The sequence below is a fragment of the Streptomyces adustus genome (assembly GCF_009377175.1).
GTDB classification, from domain to species: Bacteria; Actinomycetota; Actinomycetes; order Streptomycetales; family Streptomycetaceae; genus Streptomyces; species Streptomyces adustus.
The window spans coordinates 32,777-48,200 of record NZ_VJZD01000009.1; the positions used below are offsets into that span (position 1 = coordinate 32,777).

Sequence of the window (15,424 nt, forward strand, 5' to 3'; positions counted from 1 at the left end):
GTCGTCGGCGTACTCGGGTTACGAGTTCGCGTTCTCCTTGACGGTGATCTTTCCCTTGCGGATGGTCGCCAGGCGCGGCGCCTTCTTCGCGATCGCGGAGTCGTGGGTCACCATGATGAAGGTGAGCCCGTGCTCCTTCCACATGCTTTCGAGCACCTCCATGATCTCGTCGCGCATGCCCTCGTCGAGGTTGCCGGTGGGCTCGTCGGCGAGGAGCACCTTCGGCTGCTTCACCAGGGCGCGGGCGATGGCGACCCGCTGCTGCTGACCGCCGGACATCTCGCCGGGCAGGTGTCCCAGCCGCTCGCCGAGTCCGACCGACCTCAGCGCCTCGGCGGCCCGCTCGCGCCGGTCCTTGACCTTCACGCCGAGCGGTACGAGCGCGGTCTCGACGTTCTCCTGCGCGGTCAGCGTCGGGATGAGGTTGAACGACTGGAAGACGAAGCCGATGTTCTCGCTGCGCACCTTGGTGAGGCGGGCCTCGGACAGCTTGGCCAGGTCGGTGCCGTCGAGGACGACCTCGCCGGAGGTGGGCCGGTCGAGTCCGCCGAGCATCTGGAGCAGGGTGGACTTGCCGCCGCCGGTGGGGCCCTGGATGACGAGCCGGTCGCCGTCCGCGATGGTCAGGTCGATGCCGTCGAGCGCGTGGACGGTGTCCTTGCCCCGCGTGTAGCGCTTGGTGACGCTTCTGAGTTCGTACATGGTGGGTGCAACTCCTGGGTGAGGTGTGGAGACGGGGGCCCGCCCCGCCGAGGGCGGGCCCCGGGGCCGCGGGAACCGTGCGGGGGCCGGTTATTCGACGCGGCGCAGGGCGTCGGCCGGGCGCAGCCGGGAGGCACGCCAGCCGCCGAAGGCACCGGCGATCAGACCTCCGGCGACGGCCAGGCCGACCGCGAGCGCGACGGTGGTGAGGCTGACGGGCGCGGTCAGCGCGACGTCGAGGGTCTTGGCCGCGGCCTGCCGGCCGGGACCGCCGAAGCCGCCGCCACCGCCGCCTCCGCCGCCCATCTGGGCCTGGAGCGTGGGGCTGATCGCGGTGACGGTGTACGCGCCCGCCAGGCCGAGCGCGATGCCGAGGGCGCCGCCGAGCAGGCCGTTGACCATGGCCTCGCCGACGACCTGCCGGGTGACCCGGCCGGACTTCCAGCCCAGCGCCTTGAGCGTGCCGAACTCGCGCACCCGGCGGGAGACGGCCGAGGAGGTCAGCAGACCGGCGACCAGGAACGCGGCCACGAGCACCGCGATGGACAGCCACTTGCCGACGTTGGTGGCGAGGCTGGAGGCGGTGGACAGGGAGCCGGAGACGGTGTCCGCCAGGTCCGCGGAGGTGGTGACGGTCGTACCGGAGACGTTCTTCTGGATCGTGGACTTGACGCTGTCGATCTGCTGCGAGTCGGTCGCCTTGACGTAGATCGTGGTGACCTTGTTCTTCGAGTCGCTGAGCGTCTGCGCCTGCGTCAGCGGGATGTAGAGGTTGGCCGCGGAGTCACCGCTGTCGGCCGTCGCGACGCCGACCACCTTGAACTTGACGCCCTTGATGGTGACGGTGGAGCCGACCTTGAGCTTCTTCTCCTTGGCGTACGCCGAGTCGACGACGGCGACCTTGGCGTTCGCCTCCGAGGTCGTGAACGTACGACCGCTGCTGATCTTGGAAGAGGTCAGCGGGCCGAGCGCGGGCTTGGTGACGTCCGTGCCGTAGACCGAGTAGTTGTTGACGTCGAAGTCGGCGCCGCCGCCCTTGACCTCGCCCTGCGGCTGGCCGCCGCCGCGGCTGAAGCCGCCGCCGTTGCCGTTCTGCTGGAACTGGCCGCGGGTGAACTGGCCGCTGACCTTGATGACCTGGAGGCTCAGTCCGCCGACCGCGTCCGAGACGCCGGACTGCTTGCCGACCTTGGAGACGGTGGCCGTGGACAGGGTCTGGAAGCCCTGGACCATGACCCGGTCGGTGCTCTGCTCCGCGTCGGAGTCGTTGTCCTTCGCGTCGAACTGGAAGCGCGGACGCTGTGAGGTGCCGGTGGTCGGCGAGGCGGCCTTGGTGACCGTCATGTCGGTGCCCAGTCCGTACAGCGACTGGAGGACCTTGTCCTGGGCCTTCCCCATCCCGGAGGAGACGGAGTTGACCACGATGACCAGCGCGATGCCCAGCGCGAGGCCGGAGGCGACGACGAGGGCCGCTTTTCTGCGGCGGCGCAGTTCGCGCCTCAGGTAGGTGAAGAACATGGCCGCAAGCTAGGTACGGCATGTGATGACTCGATAAGGCCGAAATAAGAGAACGATGAGAAGGCTGTGCGAGCCCCAGGAAAGTCCCCTCGAAGGCCCCTGAGAGCCCCCAGAAGCCTCAGGAGGCCCACGGGAGGCGCCGAGCCGCCCCCGGAAGGCCGATGCCCGTCCCGGAGGGGCCGGAAACGGCCGATGCCGCCCCGGGGGGCGGCATCGGTCGGCGATGGGGAGGGTGGCTCAGACGGCCGAACCCGCCTTCCACTGCGCCCAGTCCATGTTCCAGCCGTTGAGGCCGTTGTCCGGGGCGACGGTCTTGTCGCCGGTGTTCGAGACGACCACGACGTCACCGACGATCGAGTTGTCGAAGAACCAGGCCGCCGGGGTGCTGGCGTCGTTGGCGCCCTTGGTGTCCGACAGGCCCACGCAGCCGTGGCTGGTGTTCACGTTGCCGAAGACGGACTTCGCGCCCCAGTAGTTGCCGTGCACGAAGGTGCCGGAGTTGGTCAGGCGCATGGCGTGCGGCACGTCCTTGATGTCGTACTCGCCCTTGCCGTCGTCGTCGGTGAAGCCGACGGTCGCGCCGTTCATCCGGGTCTCCTTGAACTTCTCGGAGATCACCATCTGGCCCTGGTACGTCTTGTTCTCGGGCGAGCCGGCCGAGATCGGGATGGTCTTGACCGTCTTGCCGTCCTGCGTGACCTTCATCTGCTTGGTCTGCGCGTCGACGTAGGTGACCTGGTTGCGGCCGATGTGGAAGGTGACGGTCTTCTGCTGCACACCGTAGACACCGGGGGCGCCCTCGACACCGTCGAGCGCCAGCTTCAGCGTGACGGTGGAGTCCTCCTTCCAGTAGTCCTGGGGGCGGAAGTCGAGCCGGTTGGCGTTGAACCAGTGGCCGACGACCTCCTGACCGCTGCTGGAGGAGACCGTGATGCCCTTCTGGACGGCCGTCTTGTCGCTGATCGCCTTGTTGAAGTTGATCGACACCGGCATCCCGACGCCGACGGTGGAGCCGTCGTCCGGGGTGAAGTTCCCTATGAAGCTGTTGGCCGGGGAGACCGTGGTGAACGAGGCGTTCTCGTGCGCCTCGCGACCCTCGGAGTCCTTGGCGGCGGCCGCGACCTTGTAAGTGGTGGAGCGCTCCAGCTGGCCGCTGGGCTTCCAGCTCGTCTTGTCGGCGGACAGCTGCCCCTCGACGGCCTTGCCGTCGGAGGTCGTCATCGTCACCTCGGTGAGCGTGCCCTTGGCCACCGTGACGGCGGCGGAGTTGTTGATGGAAGCGTTGGACGAACCGTCAGCAGGTGTGATCTTGATCTGCGCCACCGACGTCTTCTTGGCCGCCGCCTCGTCGACCTTGGCCTGAGAGGTTCCGTCGCCGCTGCCGGATGCGTCTGCGTCACCGCCGGAACACGCCGTCAGTACGAGCACACCGCCGAGCAGGGCGGACGCGGCCATGAGACGCTTGCGCCGCTTGCTGTCCGTCATCACACGCTTCTCCATCGTTGCCGAATTCCCCAAAAACCCCGAGAGTCCCCGTTTAGAACTACCTACGCTACGACCGGTTCGTCCCTTTTTACATAGTTGCCATATGTGGGTCGCGCCACGTCCGCCGGGCGGTCACCCGCCGGGGCCGGTGTTGCGGGTGTCGGTCAGTGCGTCCCTTGAGACGAAGAAACCCCGAGCGTCGGTTGCCACTCGGGGTCCCGAATTCCCCGAGCCGCTCAACCGGTGCCGGATTCGCGGTCGTCTTCGTCATCCTCGGAGCCATCTTCCTCGTCCACGTCCCAGTCAGGCGAATCCGGGTCGTACTCGACCACCTCCGTCGACCATGAGGCCTGTTGCAGCTCCACCCCAGGCACCTCGCTGACCAGGTCGAACGGATCCACCAGATAGGCGAGGGCCTCGGCGGTGTCTTCCGTCACAGCGCTCTCCGCCTGCGCCTGTTCGTCACCCGGAAGCTCCTCGTCGTCCGCGATCCGCGCCAACGCGGCAGCCGTCAGAGCCTCCGCGTCGTCCACTTCCACAACGAGTTCCACGCGAAGCCGTACAAAACGTGTTGTCTCTTCAGCAGTCATGAACGGAGCGTACGACTCCGGCCTCCCCTAACTTTCCCACGACCCGCGACTTTCATTAGCATCGCCCTACCCGGCCAATTCACCAGCGCCACAAGGGGATCGATATTCCGTGTCTTCCGCCCGCCGTCCGTTGCTGACCGCCACCGCCGCGGGAACCCTTCTGGGGGCCCTGTGGTTCGTGCCGTCCGCGAACGCGTCCCAGAACAGCCCGGCGGCGTCGCAGCCTTCGACGACCGCGCCGGCCGAGGCCACCACCCAGGCGCGGACCATGTCCGCGACGACCGACGGCACCGCCGACGACGCCGCCGTCGGTGCGGCCGCGGGCGACGGGACGGAGGGGACCCGGCTCGCCGACACCGGAAGCTTCGACACCACCCCGTACACGGTGGGCGGAAGCCTCTGCCTCGCCATGGGTGTCGGCTTCGTGACGTACGCGGTCCGTCGCGAACGCCTTGGTTTTTAAATAACTTGACGGTTCTTTGACTCAACATTCATAGTCCGCTCATGAAGAGATCATCGGGGGCGCGTCTCGGCGCCACGGCTGCCGTGAGCGTGCTGTCGCTCGCCCTCATCACGGGCTGTTCCGGCGACGGTTCGAAGGACACCGCGGACGCCAAGGCGTCCGGTTCCGCCTCGTCGAAGACCACCGCTCCGGCCGCGAAGGCGCTCGGCGCCGCCGACCTGGAGAAGCTGCTGCTCGCCCAGGGCGAGGTCAAGGGCTACAAGGTCGACTCCGGGGACGACACGCTGCCGAAGTCCAAGTCCGAGGTGGAGACGGACAAGGCGGAGTGCGCCCCGCTCGCCTGGGCGACCGCCGGTCTGGCCCCGGGCGACACGGCCGCCGGCGCCAGCAACTCCGTCCAGCAGGCCAAGGCGTCGGACAAGTCCGTCGCCGCGGAGGACGCCAGTGCGGAGGACATCGCGAACGCCTTCGACGTCACCATGACGTTCGTGGGCCTCTCCTCGTACGACGGCGACGGCGCGGAGAAGGCCCTGAAGGCCGTCAGCGACGGGGTGAAGGCCTGTTCCGGCGGGTACGGCCTCAAGGCCGACGGCGAGGACACGAAGGTCACCAAGGTCACCGCGGCGAAGGGCGTCGGCGGCGGCGACGAGTCCGTGGCCTTCGCCGAGCAGGTCGACATGGACGGCGAGGGCACGGCCACCTTCAACACCGAGGTGATCCGCAAGGGCAACACGGTCGCCACGTTCTACACGGTGAACTTCGCCGCGTTCGCGACGGGCGAGGCCATGGAGAACCCGGCCGCCGTGGTCCAGGCGCAGGTCGCCAAGCTCAAGTAGGCGCGAGGCGCACTCGCGAGCGGTCGCGGGTGCGCGGGGTGAACCCGCGCATCGTCGCGGGGTGAACCCGGGGCCCCGCCGTCCTGTTCGGACGGCGGGGCCCGAGCCGTTCTAGAGGAGCGGGCCGGTGACCGGCACCACGGCCGCCACCAGCAGCCCCGCGCGCACGAACGCGTCCGCGGCGGCGAGGTCCGGCGCGAGGAAGCGGTCCGGTCCGGGACCCTGCACCCCCGCCGCCCGTACGGCCTCGATGGCCGCCTGCGAGGCCGGGGCCGGGGCGAGGCCCTCGCGCAGCTCGATGGCGCGGGTCGCCGCGTACAGCTCCACGGCCAGCACGCGCGCGAGGTTGTCCACGGCCGTACGCAGCTTGCGGGCGGCCGACCAGCCCATGGAGACGTGGTCCTCCTGCATGGCGGAGGACGGGATCGAGTCCGCCGAGGCGGGCACCGCGAGCCGCTTCAGCTCGCTCACCAGCGCCGCCTGCGTGTACTGAGCGATCATCAGGCCGGAGTCGACGCCCGCGTCGTCCGCCAGGAACGGCGGCAGACCGTGGCTGCGGTTCTTGTCCAGCAGCCGGTCGGTGCGGCGCTCGGCGATGGACGCCAGGTCGGCGACGGCGATGGCGAGGAAGTCGAGGACGTAGGCCACGGGCGCGCCGTGGAAGTTGCCGTTGGACTCGACCCGGCCGTCGGGCAGGACCACCGGGTTGTCCACGGCCGAGGCCAACTCGCGCTCGGCGACCAGCCGGGCGTGCGCCAGGGTGTCCCGGCCGGCGCCCGCGACCTGCGGGGCGCAGCGCACCGAGTAGGCGTCCTGGACCCGCGGGGCGTCGTCCTGGTGATGCCCGGTCAGACCCGAACCCTTCAGAACGGCCAGCATGTTGGCCGCGGCGGCGCCCTGGCCCGGGTGCGGGCGGATGGCGTGCAGCTCGGGCGCGAGGACCTTGTCGGTGCCGAGCAGGGCCTCCAGCGACAGCGCGGCGGTGATGTCGGCGGACTTGTAGAGGGTGTCGAGGTCGGCGAGGGCCATCACCAGCATGCCGAGCATGCCGTCGGTGCCGTTGAGGAGGGCCAGGCCCTCCTTCTCGCGCAGCTCCACCGGGGTGATGCCGTGCTCGGCGAGGAGTTCGCCGGCGGGGCGGACGACCCCGTCGGGACCTTCCGCGTCGCCTTCGCCCATGAGGGTGAGGGCGCAGTGCGACAGCGGCGCCAGGTCGCCGGAGCAGCCGAGGGAGCCGTACTCGTGCACGACCGGGGTGATGCCGGCGTTCAGCACGTCGGCCATGGTCTGCGCGACCTCGGGCCGCACACCGGTGTGTCCGGAGCACACGGTCTTCAGCCGCAGGAACATCAGGGCCCGTACGACCTCCCGCTCCACGCGCGGGCCCAGGCCGGCGGCGTGCGAGCGGACGATGTTGCGCTGGAGCTGCGCACGCAGCTCGGGGCTGATGTGCCGGCTCGCCAGGGCGCCGAAGCCGGTGGAGACGCCGTAGACGGGCTCGGGCTTGGCCGCCAGCGCGTCCACGATCTCGCGGGCCGCGGCGAGGGCCGCCACCGCCTCGTCGGAGAGCTCGATCCGGGCGCCGTCGCGCGCCACGGCGAGAACGTCGGACGCGGTGACCCCGGACGTCCCCACCACCACAGTGTGCATATCCATATTCAGGAGCGTACGCACTGAATTCCAAGATGTCACCAGTGGGTGGGCGGTGCACCCCTTACCGAGTCCGTCACACGCCGGACCGGCGTCAGCGGCGCCCCCGGAAGCGGCGGCGCTCCGGGGTCACCTCCCGCGAGGGCGCGTCCGCCAGCCGTACGACGGGGTCGTCGGGCCCCTCCCGTCCGGCGACGACCGGCCGGTCCGCCCGCAGCGCCTTGGCCCGGTACTGGGCCGCGTCGGCCAGCCGGAACAGCCGGCGGGCCGAGCGGACGGGTCCGATGGGGTCCTCGGTGCACGCCACCCCGCAGGCGACGCCGTCGCCGAGCTCCAGCTCGGCCGCGCGGCGGCACAGCTCGCCCGCGGCCCGCACCACGTCGTCGGCGGGCGGTCCTACGGCGAGCAGGCAGAACTCGTCGCCGCCGAGCCGGGCGGCCAGCGCCCCGGGCAGCATCGCCCCGCACAGCGACAGGACGGACCCGAACCGTTCGAGGAGCCGGTCGCCGACGGCGTGCCCGCAGGTGTCGTTGACCCGCTTGAGGCCGTTGAGGTCGCAGACCACGAGGCCCACCGCGGCACCCTCGCGCCGGTGCCGTTCGATCGCCTCGTCGAGGCGCATGTCCACGGCGCGGCGGTTGGCGAGTCCGGTGAGCGCGTCGGTGAAGGCGAGTCTGCGCGCCTCCTCCAGCCGCTCGGTCTGGGCGATCCCGGCGGCGACGACGGAGGCGAGGACGGTGGCGAAGTCGGCGTCGTCGCGGCCGAAGACGGGCGCGTCGGCCGCGCGGGCGACATAGAGCTCGCCCCAGGCGCGGCCGTGCATCACCAGGGGCGCGACGACACAGCACCCCCGCCCGCGCCGCCGCAGCGAAGCGACCCTCTGATGGCAGTAACCGGAACCACCGGAGGCCGCGCCGAAGGCGGTCTCGACCCAGGCGTCGGGCTCCCCGCCCGCGGCCCAGCGCTCGTGCAGGAACTCGGTGATCTCCGGGAACTGGTGCACCGGGTAGGCCTCGGCCTCGGGGAACTCCTCCTCGTCCGGGGCGCGGTCCCCCACGTTCACGAGCACCCGCAGGCGGCCCAGCTCCCGCTCCCAGACCGACAGCGCGGCGAAGTTCCCCGACAGCGCGCGGCAGGCCCCGAGGGCCGCCGCCCGCCATGACTCGCGGGGGGTGTGGGCCGCCGCCATCCCCTGCGCCAACGCCACCACGCCCGCGAGCCGACTGTCCTCACCCATCACTCCAGGTTAGGGACGTTCCATGACAACCGGGGCATTGATACGGCGAACAGGTGGACGGACGGCGGGTGCCGGTCCGGCGGCGGGGACGGGCCGACACAGCCCCCGGGCAAGCGCGCCGCCGAGCAGGCGTCGGCTCACTCGCCCGGCCACTGGGGCTTGCGCTTCTCGTTGAACGCGGCCACGCCCTCCGCCCGGTCCCCCGAGAACGCCACCGACCGCCACGCCGCGTCCTCGACCTCGAGCCCGGCCCGCAGGTCGAGGCCGTGCCCGAGCCGCAGCGCGCGCTTCGCGGCCCGCAGGCCCACGGGCGAGTTGGCCGCGATCCGCGACGCCAGCGCCAGCGCCTCCTCCCGGTCGCGCCCCTCCTCCACCAGGACGTCCACCAGACCCAGCTCCCGTGCCTCGGGCGCCTCGACCCGGCGCGCGGTGAAGATCAGCTCGGCGGCCCGCGCGGCCCCGATCCGGCGCGGCAGCAGCTGCGTGCCGCCGCCACCCGGAAGCACGCCCACGGAGACCTCCGGCAGCCCGACCACCGCCGTGCCGTCGGCCACGATCAGATCGCAGGACAGCGCGAGCTCGAAGCCCCCGCCGAGCGCGAACCCGTGCACCGAGGCGACCGTCGGCACCGGCAGCTCCAGCACCCCGGTGTACGCACCCCGCGCCACCGGCCGCTGCCGCATCAGGTCGGCGTCGGTGAAGGAGTTGCGCTCCTTCAGGTCCGCGCCCACGCAGAACGCCCGCTCGTGGGTCGAGGTCAGCACGACGGCCCGTACGTCCCGGTCGCCGCCCAGCGCCGTGCAGGCAGCGGCGATCGACCGGGCCATCTCGGTCGAGACCGCGTTCATGGCCTTGGGCCGGTCGAGGGCCAGCTCGGCGACATGCCCGTCACCGTGCCGCCTCACCAGCACGAACTCCCCGAACCGCTCCTCGCTCATGACACCCTCCGGTTAACGCGGGTTAACATCCGACTCCGCCCGATCATCGCAGCCCGACCCCGCGGGGGAAAGAGCGGGCTCCCGCGCGGGCGGTTCTCTCAACCCCCACCCGATTCCCCGTTCGAGTGACATCCCGCCCAACCGGCGCCCGATCGCCCATGGCAGCGCATAACGTGCGCTCCGCCATGGCGCAACGGGGGCGCGCATCGGGGAGGGATCACGATGACGGACACAGCGGTCGAGAAGACCGCACCGATCAGCAAAACCACGGCAACGACCGCGGCGGCTTCCGCCGAAGGCGGCGCGGGCACGCCCGGCAGGGCGAGCGGGGCGCACGCGCCGGGCACGCCGGGTACCGCTCGCACGCCGGACGCACCGGGCGGGGCGGGCGCGCCAAGCGCGACGGGTACCGCGGGCACGCCGGGCGCGGCGCCCACGGCGAGCGCGCCAGGCCGGGCGAGCGGGGCGCACGTGCCGGGTACGGCGGGCGTGCCAGGCACGGCGAGCGGGGCGCACGCGCCGGGTACGGCGGGCGTGCCAGGCACGGCGAGCGGGGCGCACGCGGTGCGCACGGCTGGGGTGGCGGGCGCACCAGGCAGGGCGGGCCGCGCGGGCACGCTGGGCATGCCGAACGCAGCGGCCACACCGAAAGCGGCGGACACGCCGGGCCGGGCGGGCACGGCAGGCACGGCAGGCCCGGCTGGGTCGCTGGGCACGGCAGGCGTGCCGAGGACGGCAGGCACGGCGGACACCCCGGGCGGGGCCGGCACCGCAGGCACAGCAGGCACGGCTGCCGCGGCTGGGTCGGCGGGCACCGCAAGCCCGCTGAGGCCGCCAGACGCGGCAAGGCCGACGGTCACACCGAGGTCGCCGGGCACGGCAGGCACGCCGAGAACGGCAGGCACCGCAGGCGCGGCTGGGTCGCCGGGCACGGCAGGCACGCTGAGGACGGCCAGCACGGCAAGCACGGCTGCGTCCGCGGGCACCACAAGCCCGCTGAGGCCGCCAGGCGCGGCAAGGCCGACGGTCACACCGAGGTCGCCGGGCACGGCAGGCACGCCGAGAACGGCAGGCGCCGCAGGCGCCGCACGCACCGCAGGCACGCCGAGGGCGGCGGGCACATCGGACGCGGCAGGCGGGACGCGCACGCCAGCCGCAGCAGGCGGGGCGGGCACAGCGAGCGCCGCGGACGCGGCTGGCGTGGGCCCTGTCGTGGTGGGCAGGGGGCGTGGTGCGGGTTCCGGCGGGGCTCGGCGGCCGGTCCGTGTTCCGGCCCCGGTCACCGGACGTCCCTGGGCCCCCCGGGGCCGGCACCGCAGGCCGCGCCCGCGCAAGGTGCTGCTCGCGGCGGGTGGGCTCGCGCTGGCCGCCGGTGTGCTGAGCCTCGTACGGCTGGCGCCCGACTCCGGTGTCGGCGGGCTCGGCGCGGCGGAGACCGAACCCAGCCCGGACATCGGCGGGGACTGGTCGCCCAGCGCCGCCGCCACCGCCGTACCCCGGGTGAGCCCTTCGTCGACCTCCGTGACGGGCGGGGCGGACGGGACGGGCCCGGTCGCAACCACCGTCCGCGTCACCCCCGCCCCGGCGGACTCGGCCCGGGCGTCGTCGTCCGCTCTCCCCTCCGCGGCGGCCTCCGCCACAGGCCGCGCCGGTGCCCCCGTATCCGCGTCGGAACCCGGTACGCAGGTCACGGGCGCCGCCACTCCCCGCCCGACGGCCCCACGGCCCGCACCGGCAACCACCGCCCCGTCGGGCCGGCAGACGGACCGGCCGGACCCGTCGGATCAGCAGGGCGAGCAGGGCGAGCAGGACGAGCTAGACACCCCGGGGGCCCCAGGGCTGTGCGTGCCGGTCATCGGGCTGTGCGTGGACGTGCCGGACCTGGCCGCCCGGTGACCCGGCACCGAGAACCGAGAACCGGAAAGCGAAAAGCGGAAAGCGGCGACCGGGCCGCCGCTCAACGGTCGCCCGCGCCCCCGGGCTACCGCTGGTCGCCGTCGCGGCGGGTGAGGAGCCAGGGCTCGACCACGCCGAGTCCGCGCACCGGCCGCTGCCACATCGGCCGCAGCGCGAAGCGGTACGTCGGCGGCTCCTCGCCCTCCTTCTCAGCGGCGGCCGCGGCCTCCGCCGCCTCCGCCTCGGACACCGGCGCCTCACCGGTGCGGATGAGCTCCTGCGCGAAGGCGCCGTCGACGAGGACGGCGTCGCGCGGGGCTATCGACGTCAGCCGTGAGGCCAGGTTGACCGTCGTGCCGAAGACGTCGCCCATCCGGGTCGTCACCGTGCCGAAGGCCATGCCGACGCGCAGTTCGGGCATCGTCTCGTCGTTGGCCATGGTCTCGATGAGCCGCAGCGCGATCTCCGCGGCGACCCCCGCGTCGTCCGCGGCGAACAGCACCTCGTCGCCGAGCGTCTTGATGAGCCGTCCGCCCCGGGCCGCCACCAGGTCGGCGGAGGTCGTCTCGAAGGCCTCGACGAGCTCGCCGAGCTCCTCCTCCTCCATCCGCCGGGTCAGCCGGGTGAAACCGACCAGGTCGGCGAAGCCGACGGCCAGGCGCCGGTCGACCATCTCCTCGTCGTCGGCGGCCTGCACGACCCGGCCGGCCGAGGCGGCGAGCTGACGGCGCCAGACGTAGACGAGGAACTCCTCCAGCTCGGGCAGCAGCAGCTCGACGATCGGGTACGTCACCTCGGTACGGGTCATCCCCGGCTCGGGCGGCTCGGTCAGCCCCTCCAGGAACGAGTCCATCTGCCACTCGGCCAGCCGGGCGGTGGTCTGCCCGGTGGACCTGGCCACCTGCACCGCCATGGCCTCGCTGAGCAGGCCCGCCTCCACGAGACCGGCCAGCCGGCGCAGGGCCAGCACGTCCGCCTCCGTGAGCGCCTTGGCCTGGCCTATGTCGGCGAAGCCCATGGCCCGCCAGAACCGGGACGCCAGCTCCATGGAGACACCGGCGCTGCGGGCCGCCTGGAAGGGGGTGTAGCGCCGCTCGGCGCCGAGAATGAGCTGTTCGAGACGCAGGGCGAGGGGGTTCCCGTCGGATTCGGCGCCCTGCGCGTCGTTCCGCTCGGGCGAGGTCGAAAACGGGGGTGGATCGACCCGGCCGTCCGCGTCCGCGCCGGAGCCCGTGTCGTCGACGGTCACGCCTGTTGCCCTTCCGATCTGCCACGGTCAGGTATCGACCGGCCTTTACTGTACGGCAGGTGTGCGCCAGCTCACTCCGTCAGGTGGAGCGGACGTTCCCTTCCCGTGCGCGTGCCTCACCCGGCGTCGTCGCAGGCCGGTGCGGGCCCCGCCGGGTACTCGGAGGCCTCGGCCCCCGGCGTCGGCAGGACGGCCGCGCCCCCGGACGCCGGGCGGGCCGGACGGCACGGACCGAATGACACGGACCGGCCCTTCCATGACACCCGCCCGACGGTCCGCCCGCACCTCAGGCAGGTCGCAGATGCACGATGTCGCCCGCTCCGACCGGCTCCTGCACTCCTTCGCCGGTGGCCAGCACCAGCCGTCCGTCCCCGTCGACCGCCACCGCCTCGCCGACGATCGAACGGTCGCCCGGCAGTTCGGCCCGCACGGTCCGGCCCAGCGTGGCGCAGCCCGCCGCGTACGTCTCCTGGAGCCCGCTGGAGACCGGATCGCCCCCGGCGTCCCGCCAGCGTCCGTACCAGTCCTCCAGGGCCCGCAGCACGGCCCGCAGCAGCGGATCCCGGTCGGTGGCCACCGCCCCGGCCAGCAGCAGCGAACCGGCCTGCGGCACCGGCAGCTCGTGCTCGCGGAGCGTGACGTTGACCCCGACGCCGATCACGACGCCGTCCTCCCCGGCGCGCTCCGCGAGGATCCCGCCCGCCTTGCGCTCCTCGCCCCCGACCGTGACCAGCAGGTCGTTGGGCCACTTCAGGGCCGTGTCCACGCCCGCCGCGCGGGCCAGTCCGGTCGCCACGGACACCCCGGTGAGCAGCGGCAGCCAGCCCCAGCGGGCCACCGGCACGTCACTGGGCCGCAGCAGGACGGAGAAGAACAGGCCGGAGCGGGGCGGTGCCGACCAGCGGCGGTCCAGGCGGCCCCGCCCGGCGCTCTGTTCCTCGGCGACGAGAACCGCGCCCTCGGCCACCTTGGCGTCCACGGCCCGGGTGACCAGGTCGGAGTTCGTGGAGCCCGTCGAGGGCACCACCTCCAGCTCCGTCCACAGGCTTCCCGGACGCACCAGCGCGCGGCGCAACGCGCCCGCGTTGAGGGGCGGACGATCCAGATCGGACCAGGGACTGTCGTTTCCGTGGGAGTCATCTCGCGGCGTCATGCAAGCCACCCTAGGTGTGTGAAACGCCGCACTGCCGAACGGTAGGGCCGCCACTACTCTACGGATGAGTAACCGTCCCCCCTTTTGAGCAGGCAGGGAGCCGTATCCCGATGTCCGAGCCGGAAGAGATCGACATCCACACCACCGCGGGCAAGCTCGCGGATCTCCAGCGCCGTATCCAGGAAGCGACGCACGCCGGTTCGGAACGCGCCGTCGAGAAGCAGCACGCCAAGGGCAAACTGACGGCGCGTGAGCGCATCGAGCTGCTCCTCGACGACGACTCGTTCGTCGAACTGGACGAGTTCGCGCGGCACCGCTCCACCAACTTCGGACTCGACAAGAACCGCCCCTACGGCGACGGCGTCGTGACCGGTTACGGAACCGTGGACGGGCGGCCGGTGGCCGTGTTCTCCCAGGACTTCACCGTCTTCGGCGGCGCGCTGGGCGAGGTCTACGGGCAGAAGATCGTCAAGGTCATGGACTTCGCGCTGAAGACCGGCTGCCCGGTCATCGGCATCAACGACTCCGGTGGCGCCCGGATCCAGGAGGGCGTCGCGTCGCTGGGCGCGTACGGCGAGATCTTCCGCCGCAACACCCACGCCTCCGGTGTCATCCCGCAGATCAGCCTGGTGGTCGGCCCCTGCGCGGGCGGTGCGGTCTACTCCCCCGCCATCACCGACTTCACGGTCATGGTCGACCAGACCTCGCACATGTTCATCACCGGCCCCGACGTCATCAAGACCGTCACCGGCGAGGACGTCGGCTTCGAGGAGCTGGGCGGCGCCCGCACCCACAACTCCGTGTCGGGCGTGGCGCACCACATGGCCGGGGACGAGAAGGACGCCGTCGAGTACGTCAAGCAGCTGCTGTCGTACCTGCCGTCCAACAACCTCAGCGAGCCCCCGGTCTTCCCGGAGGAGGCGGACCTGTCCGTCACCGACGAGGACCTGGAACTGGACACGCTCGTCCCGGACAGCGCGAACCAGCCGTACGACATGCACACGGTCCTCGAACACGTCCTGGACGACGGCGAGTTCTTCGAGACCCAGCCGCTGTTCGCGCCGAACATCATCACCGGCTACGGGCGGGTCGAGGGCCACCCGGTGGGCATCGTCGCCAACCAGCCGATGCAGTTCGCCGGCTGTCTGGACATCAAGGCCAGCGAGAAGGCCGCCCGGTTCGTGCGGACCTGCGACGCCTTCAACATCCCGGTGCTCACCTTCGTGGACGTGCCCGGCTTCCTGCCCGGCGTCGACCAGGAGCACGACGGCATCATCCGCCGCGGCGCCAAGCTGATCTACGCCTACGCCGAGGCCACCGTCCCGCTGATCACGATCATCACCCGCAAGGCCTTCGGCGGCGCGTACGACGTCATGGGCTCCAAGCACCTGGGCGCGGACCTCAACCTGGCCTGGCCGACCGCGCAGATCGCCGTCATGGGCGCGCAGGGCGCGGTCAACATCCTGCACCGCCGCACGATCGCGGAGGCGGAGGCCGCCGGCGACCTGGAGGCGACCCGGGCACGGCTGATCCAGGAGTACGAGGACGCGCTCCTCAACCCCTACGTCGCGGCCGAGCGCGGCTACATCGACTCCGTGATCATGCCGTCGGACACCCGCCGGCACATCGTGCGCGGTCTGCGTCAGCTGCGTACCAAGCGGGAATCCCTGCCTCCGAAGAAGCACGGCAACATCCCCCTCTAGACCC

The 15,424-nt window shown here is 72.0% G+C and carries 14 protein-coding genes; 4 read left to right on the top strand and 10 right to left on the bottom strand.

Annotated elements, in window-relative coordinates; translation table 11 throughout:
• Positions 1-18 precede the first annotated feature (18 nt).
• The 4 genes from FNH09_RS03920 to FNH09_RS03935 all read right to left on the bottom strand — a co-directional run bounded on the left by FNH09_RS03920 (position 19) and on the right by FNH09_RS03935 (position 4,295).
• Positions 19-702 carry an ABC transporter ATP-binding protein gene (locus tag FNH09_RS03920; RefSeq protein ID WP_152885209.1) on the bottom strand — a complete coding sequence of 228 codons (684 nt, stop codon included), beginning with the start codon at positions 700-702 and terminating at the stop codon, positions 19-21.
• Between the two features lie 90 nt (positions 703-792).
• A complete protein-coding gene (locus tag FNH09_RS03925; RefSeq protein ID WP_152885211.1) occupies positions 793-2,220 on the bottom strand; it encodes an ABC transporter permease in 1,428 nt (475 codons plus the stop codon).
• 237 nt (positions 2,221-2,457) lie between these two features.
• Positions 2,458-3,720: a L,D-transpeptidase gene (locus tag FNH09_RS03930; protein WP_202919587.1), complete on the bottom strand. Its 1,263-nt coding sequence runs from the start codon at positions 3,718-3,720 to the stop codon at positions 2,458-2,460.
• A gap of 221 nt (positions 3,721-3,941) precedes the next feature.
• Positions 3,942-4,295: a hypothetical protein gene (locus FNH09_RS03935; protein ID WP_152885215.1), complete on the bottom strand. Its 354-nt coding sequence runs from the start codon at positions 4,293-4,295 to the stop codon at positions 3,942-3,944.
• 109 nt (positions 4,296-4,404) lie between these two features.
• Here FNH09_RS03935 and FNH09_RS03940 point away from each other — a divergent pair, with 109 nt between their 5' ends.
• On the top strand, positions 4,405-4,758 hold the full coding sequence (locus FNH09_RS03940; RefSeq protein ID WP_162468082.1) for a hypothetical protein: 354 nt from the start codon (positions 4,405-4,407) through the stop codon (positions 4,756-4,758).
• A gap of 41 nt (positions 4,759-4,799) precedes the next feature.
• A complete protein-coding gene (locus tag FNH09_RS03945) occupies positions 4,800-5,594 on the top strand; it encodes a hypothetical protein (RefSeq protein WP_152885217.1) in 795 nt (264 codons plus the stop codon).
• A 111-nt stretch (positions 5,595-5,705) separates the two neighbouring features.
• Here the strand turns inward: FNH09_RS03945 and hutH are convergent, their stop codons facing one another.
• The 4 genes from hutH to FNH09_RS03965 form a co-directional block, all read right to left on the bottom strand.
• Positions 5,706-7,244, bottom strand: a complete 1,539-nt coding sequence (gene hutH / locus FNH09_RS03950; protein ID WP_152885289.1) for a histidine ammonia-lyase — start codon at positions 7,242-7,244, stop codon at positions 5,706-5,708.
• Positions 7,245-7,338: 94 nt separating this feature from the next.
• The gene (locus tag FNH09_RS03955) at positions 7,339-8,481 is read right to left on the bottom strand and encodes a GGDEF domain-containing protein (protein ID WP_152885220.1); all 1,143 of its coding nucleotides are present in this window, start codon (positions 8,479-8,481) and stop codon (positions 7,339-7,341) included.
• A 137-nt stretch (positions 8,482-8,618) separates the two neighbouring features.
• Positions 8,619-9,419: an enoyl-CoA hydratase/isomerase family protein gene (locus FNH09_RS03960; protein ID WP_152885222.1), complete on the bottom strand. Its 801-nt coding sequence runs from the start codon at positions 9,417-9,419 to the stop codon at positions 8,619-8,621.
• Positions 9,420-9,517: 98 nt separating this feature from the next.
• Positions 9,518-10,477, bottom strand: coding sequence for a hypothetical protein (locus FNH09_RS03965; protein WP_152885224.1), 960 nt, complete (start codon positions 10,475-10,477; stop codon positions 9,518-9,520).
• 277 nt (positions 10,478-10,754) lie between these two features.
• Here FNH09_RS03965 and FNH09_RS03970 point away from each other — a divergent pair, with 277 nt between their 5' ends.
• Positions 10,755-11,315: a hypothetical protein gene (locus FNH09_RS03970; protein WP_152885226.1), complete on the top strand. Its 561-nt coding sequence runs from the start codon at positions 10,755-10,757 to the stop codon at positions 11,313-11,315.
• A gap of 85 nt (positions 11,316-11,400) precedes the next feature.
• Here the strand turns inward: FNH09_RS03970 and FNH09_RS03975 are convergent, their stop codons facing one another.
• Both FNH09_RS03975 and FNH09_RS03980 read right to left on the bottom strand, forming a co-directional pair.
• Positions 11,401-12,564, bottom strand: a complete 1,164-nt coding sequence (locus FNH09_RS03975; RefSeq protein ID WP_162468083.1) for an adenylate/guanylate cyclase domain-containing protein — start codon at positions 12,562-12,564, stop codon at positions 11,401-11,403.
• A 286-nt stretch (positions 12,565-12,850) separates the two neighbouring features.
• On the bottom strand, positions 12,851-13,717 hold the full coding sequence (locus FNH09_RS03980) for a biotin--[acetyl-CoA-carboxylase] ligase (protein WP_152885228.1): 867 nt from the start codon (positions 13,715-13,717) through the stop codon (positions 12,851-12,853).
• Positions 13,718-13,827: 110 nt separating this feature from the next.
• Here FNH09_RS03980 and FNH09_RS03985 point away from each other — a divergent pair, with 110 nt between their 5' ends.
• Positions 13,828-15,420, top strand: coding sequence for an acyl-CoA carboxylase subunit beta (locus tag FNH09_RS03985; protein WP_152885230.1), 1,593 nt, complete (start codon positions 13,828-13,830; stop codon positions 15,418-15,420).
• The last annotated feature ends 4 nt before the right edge of the window (positions 15,421-15,424 follow it).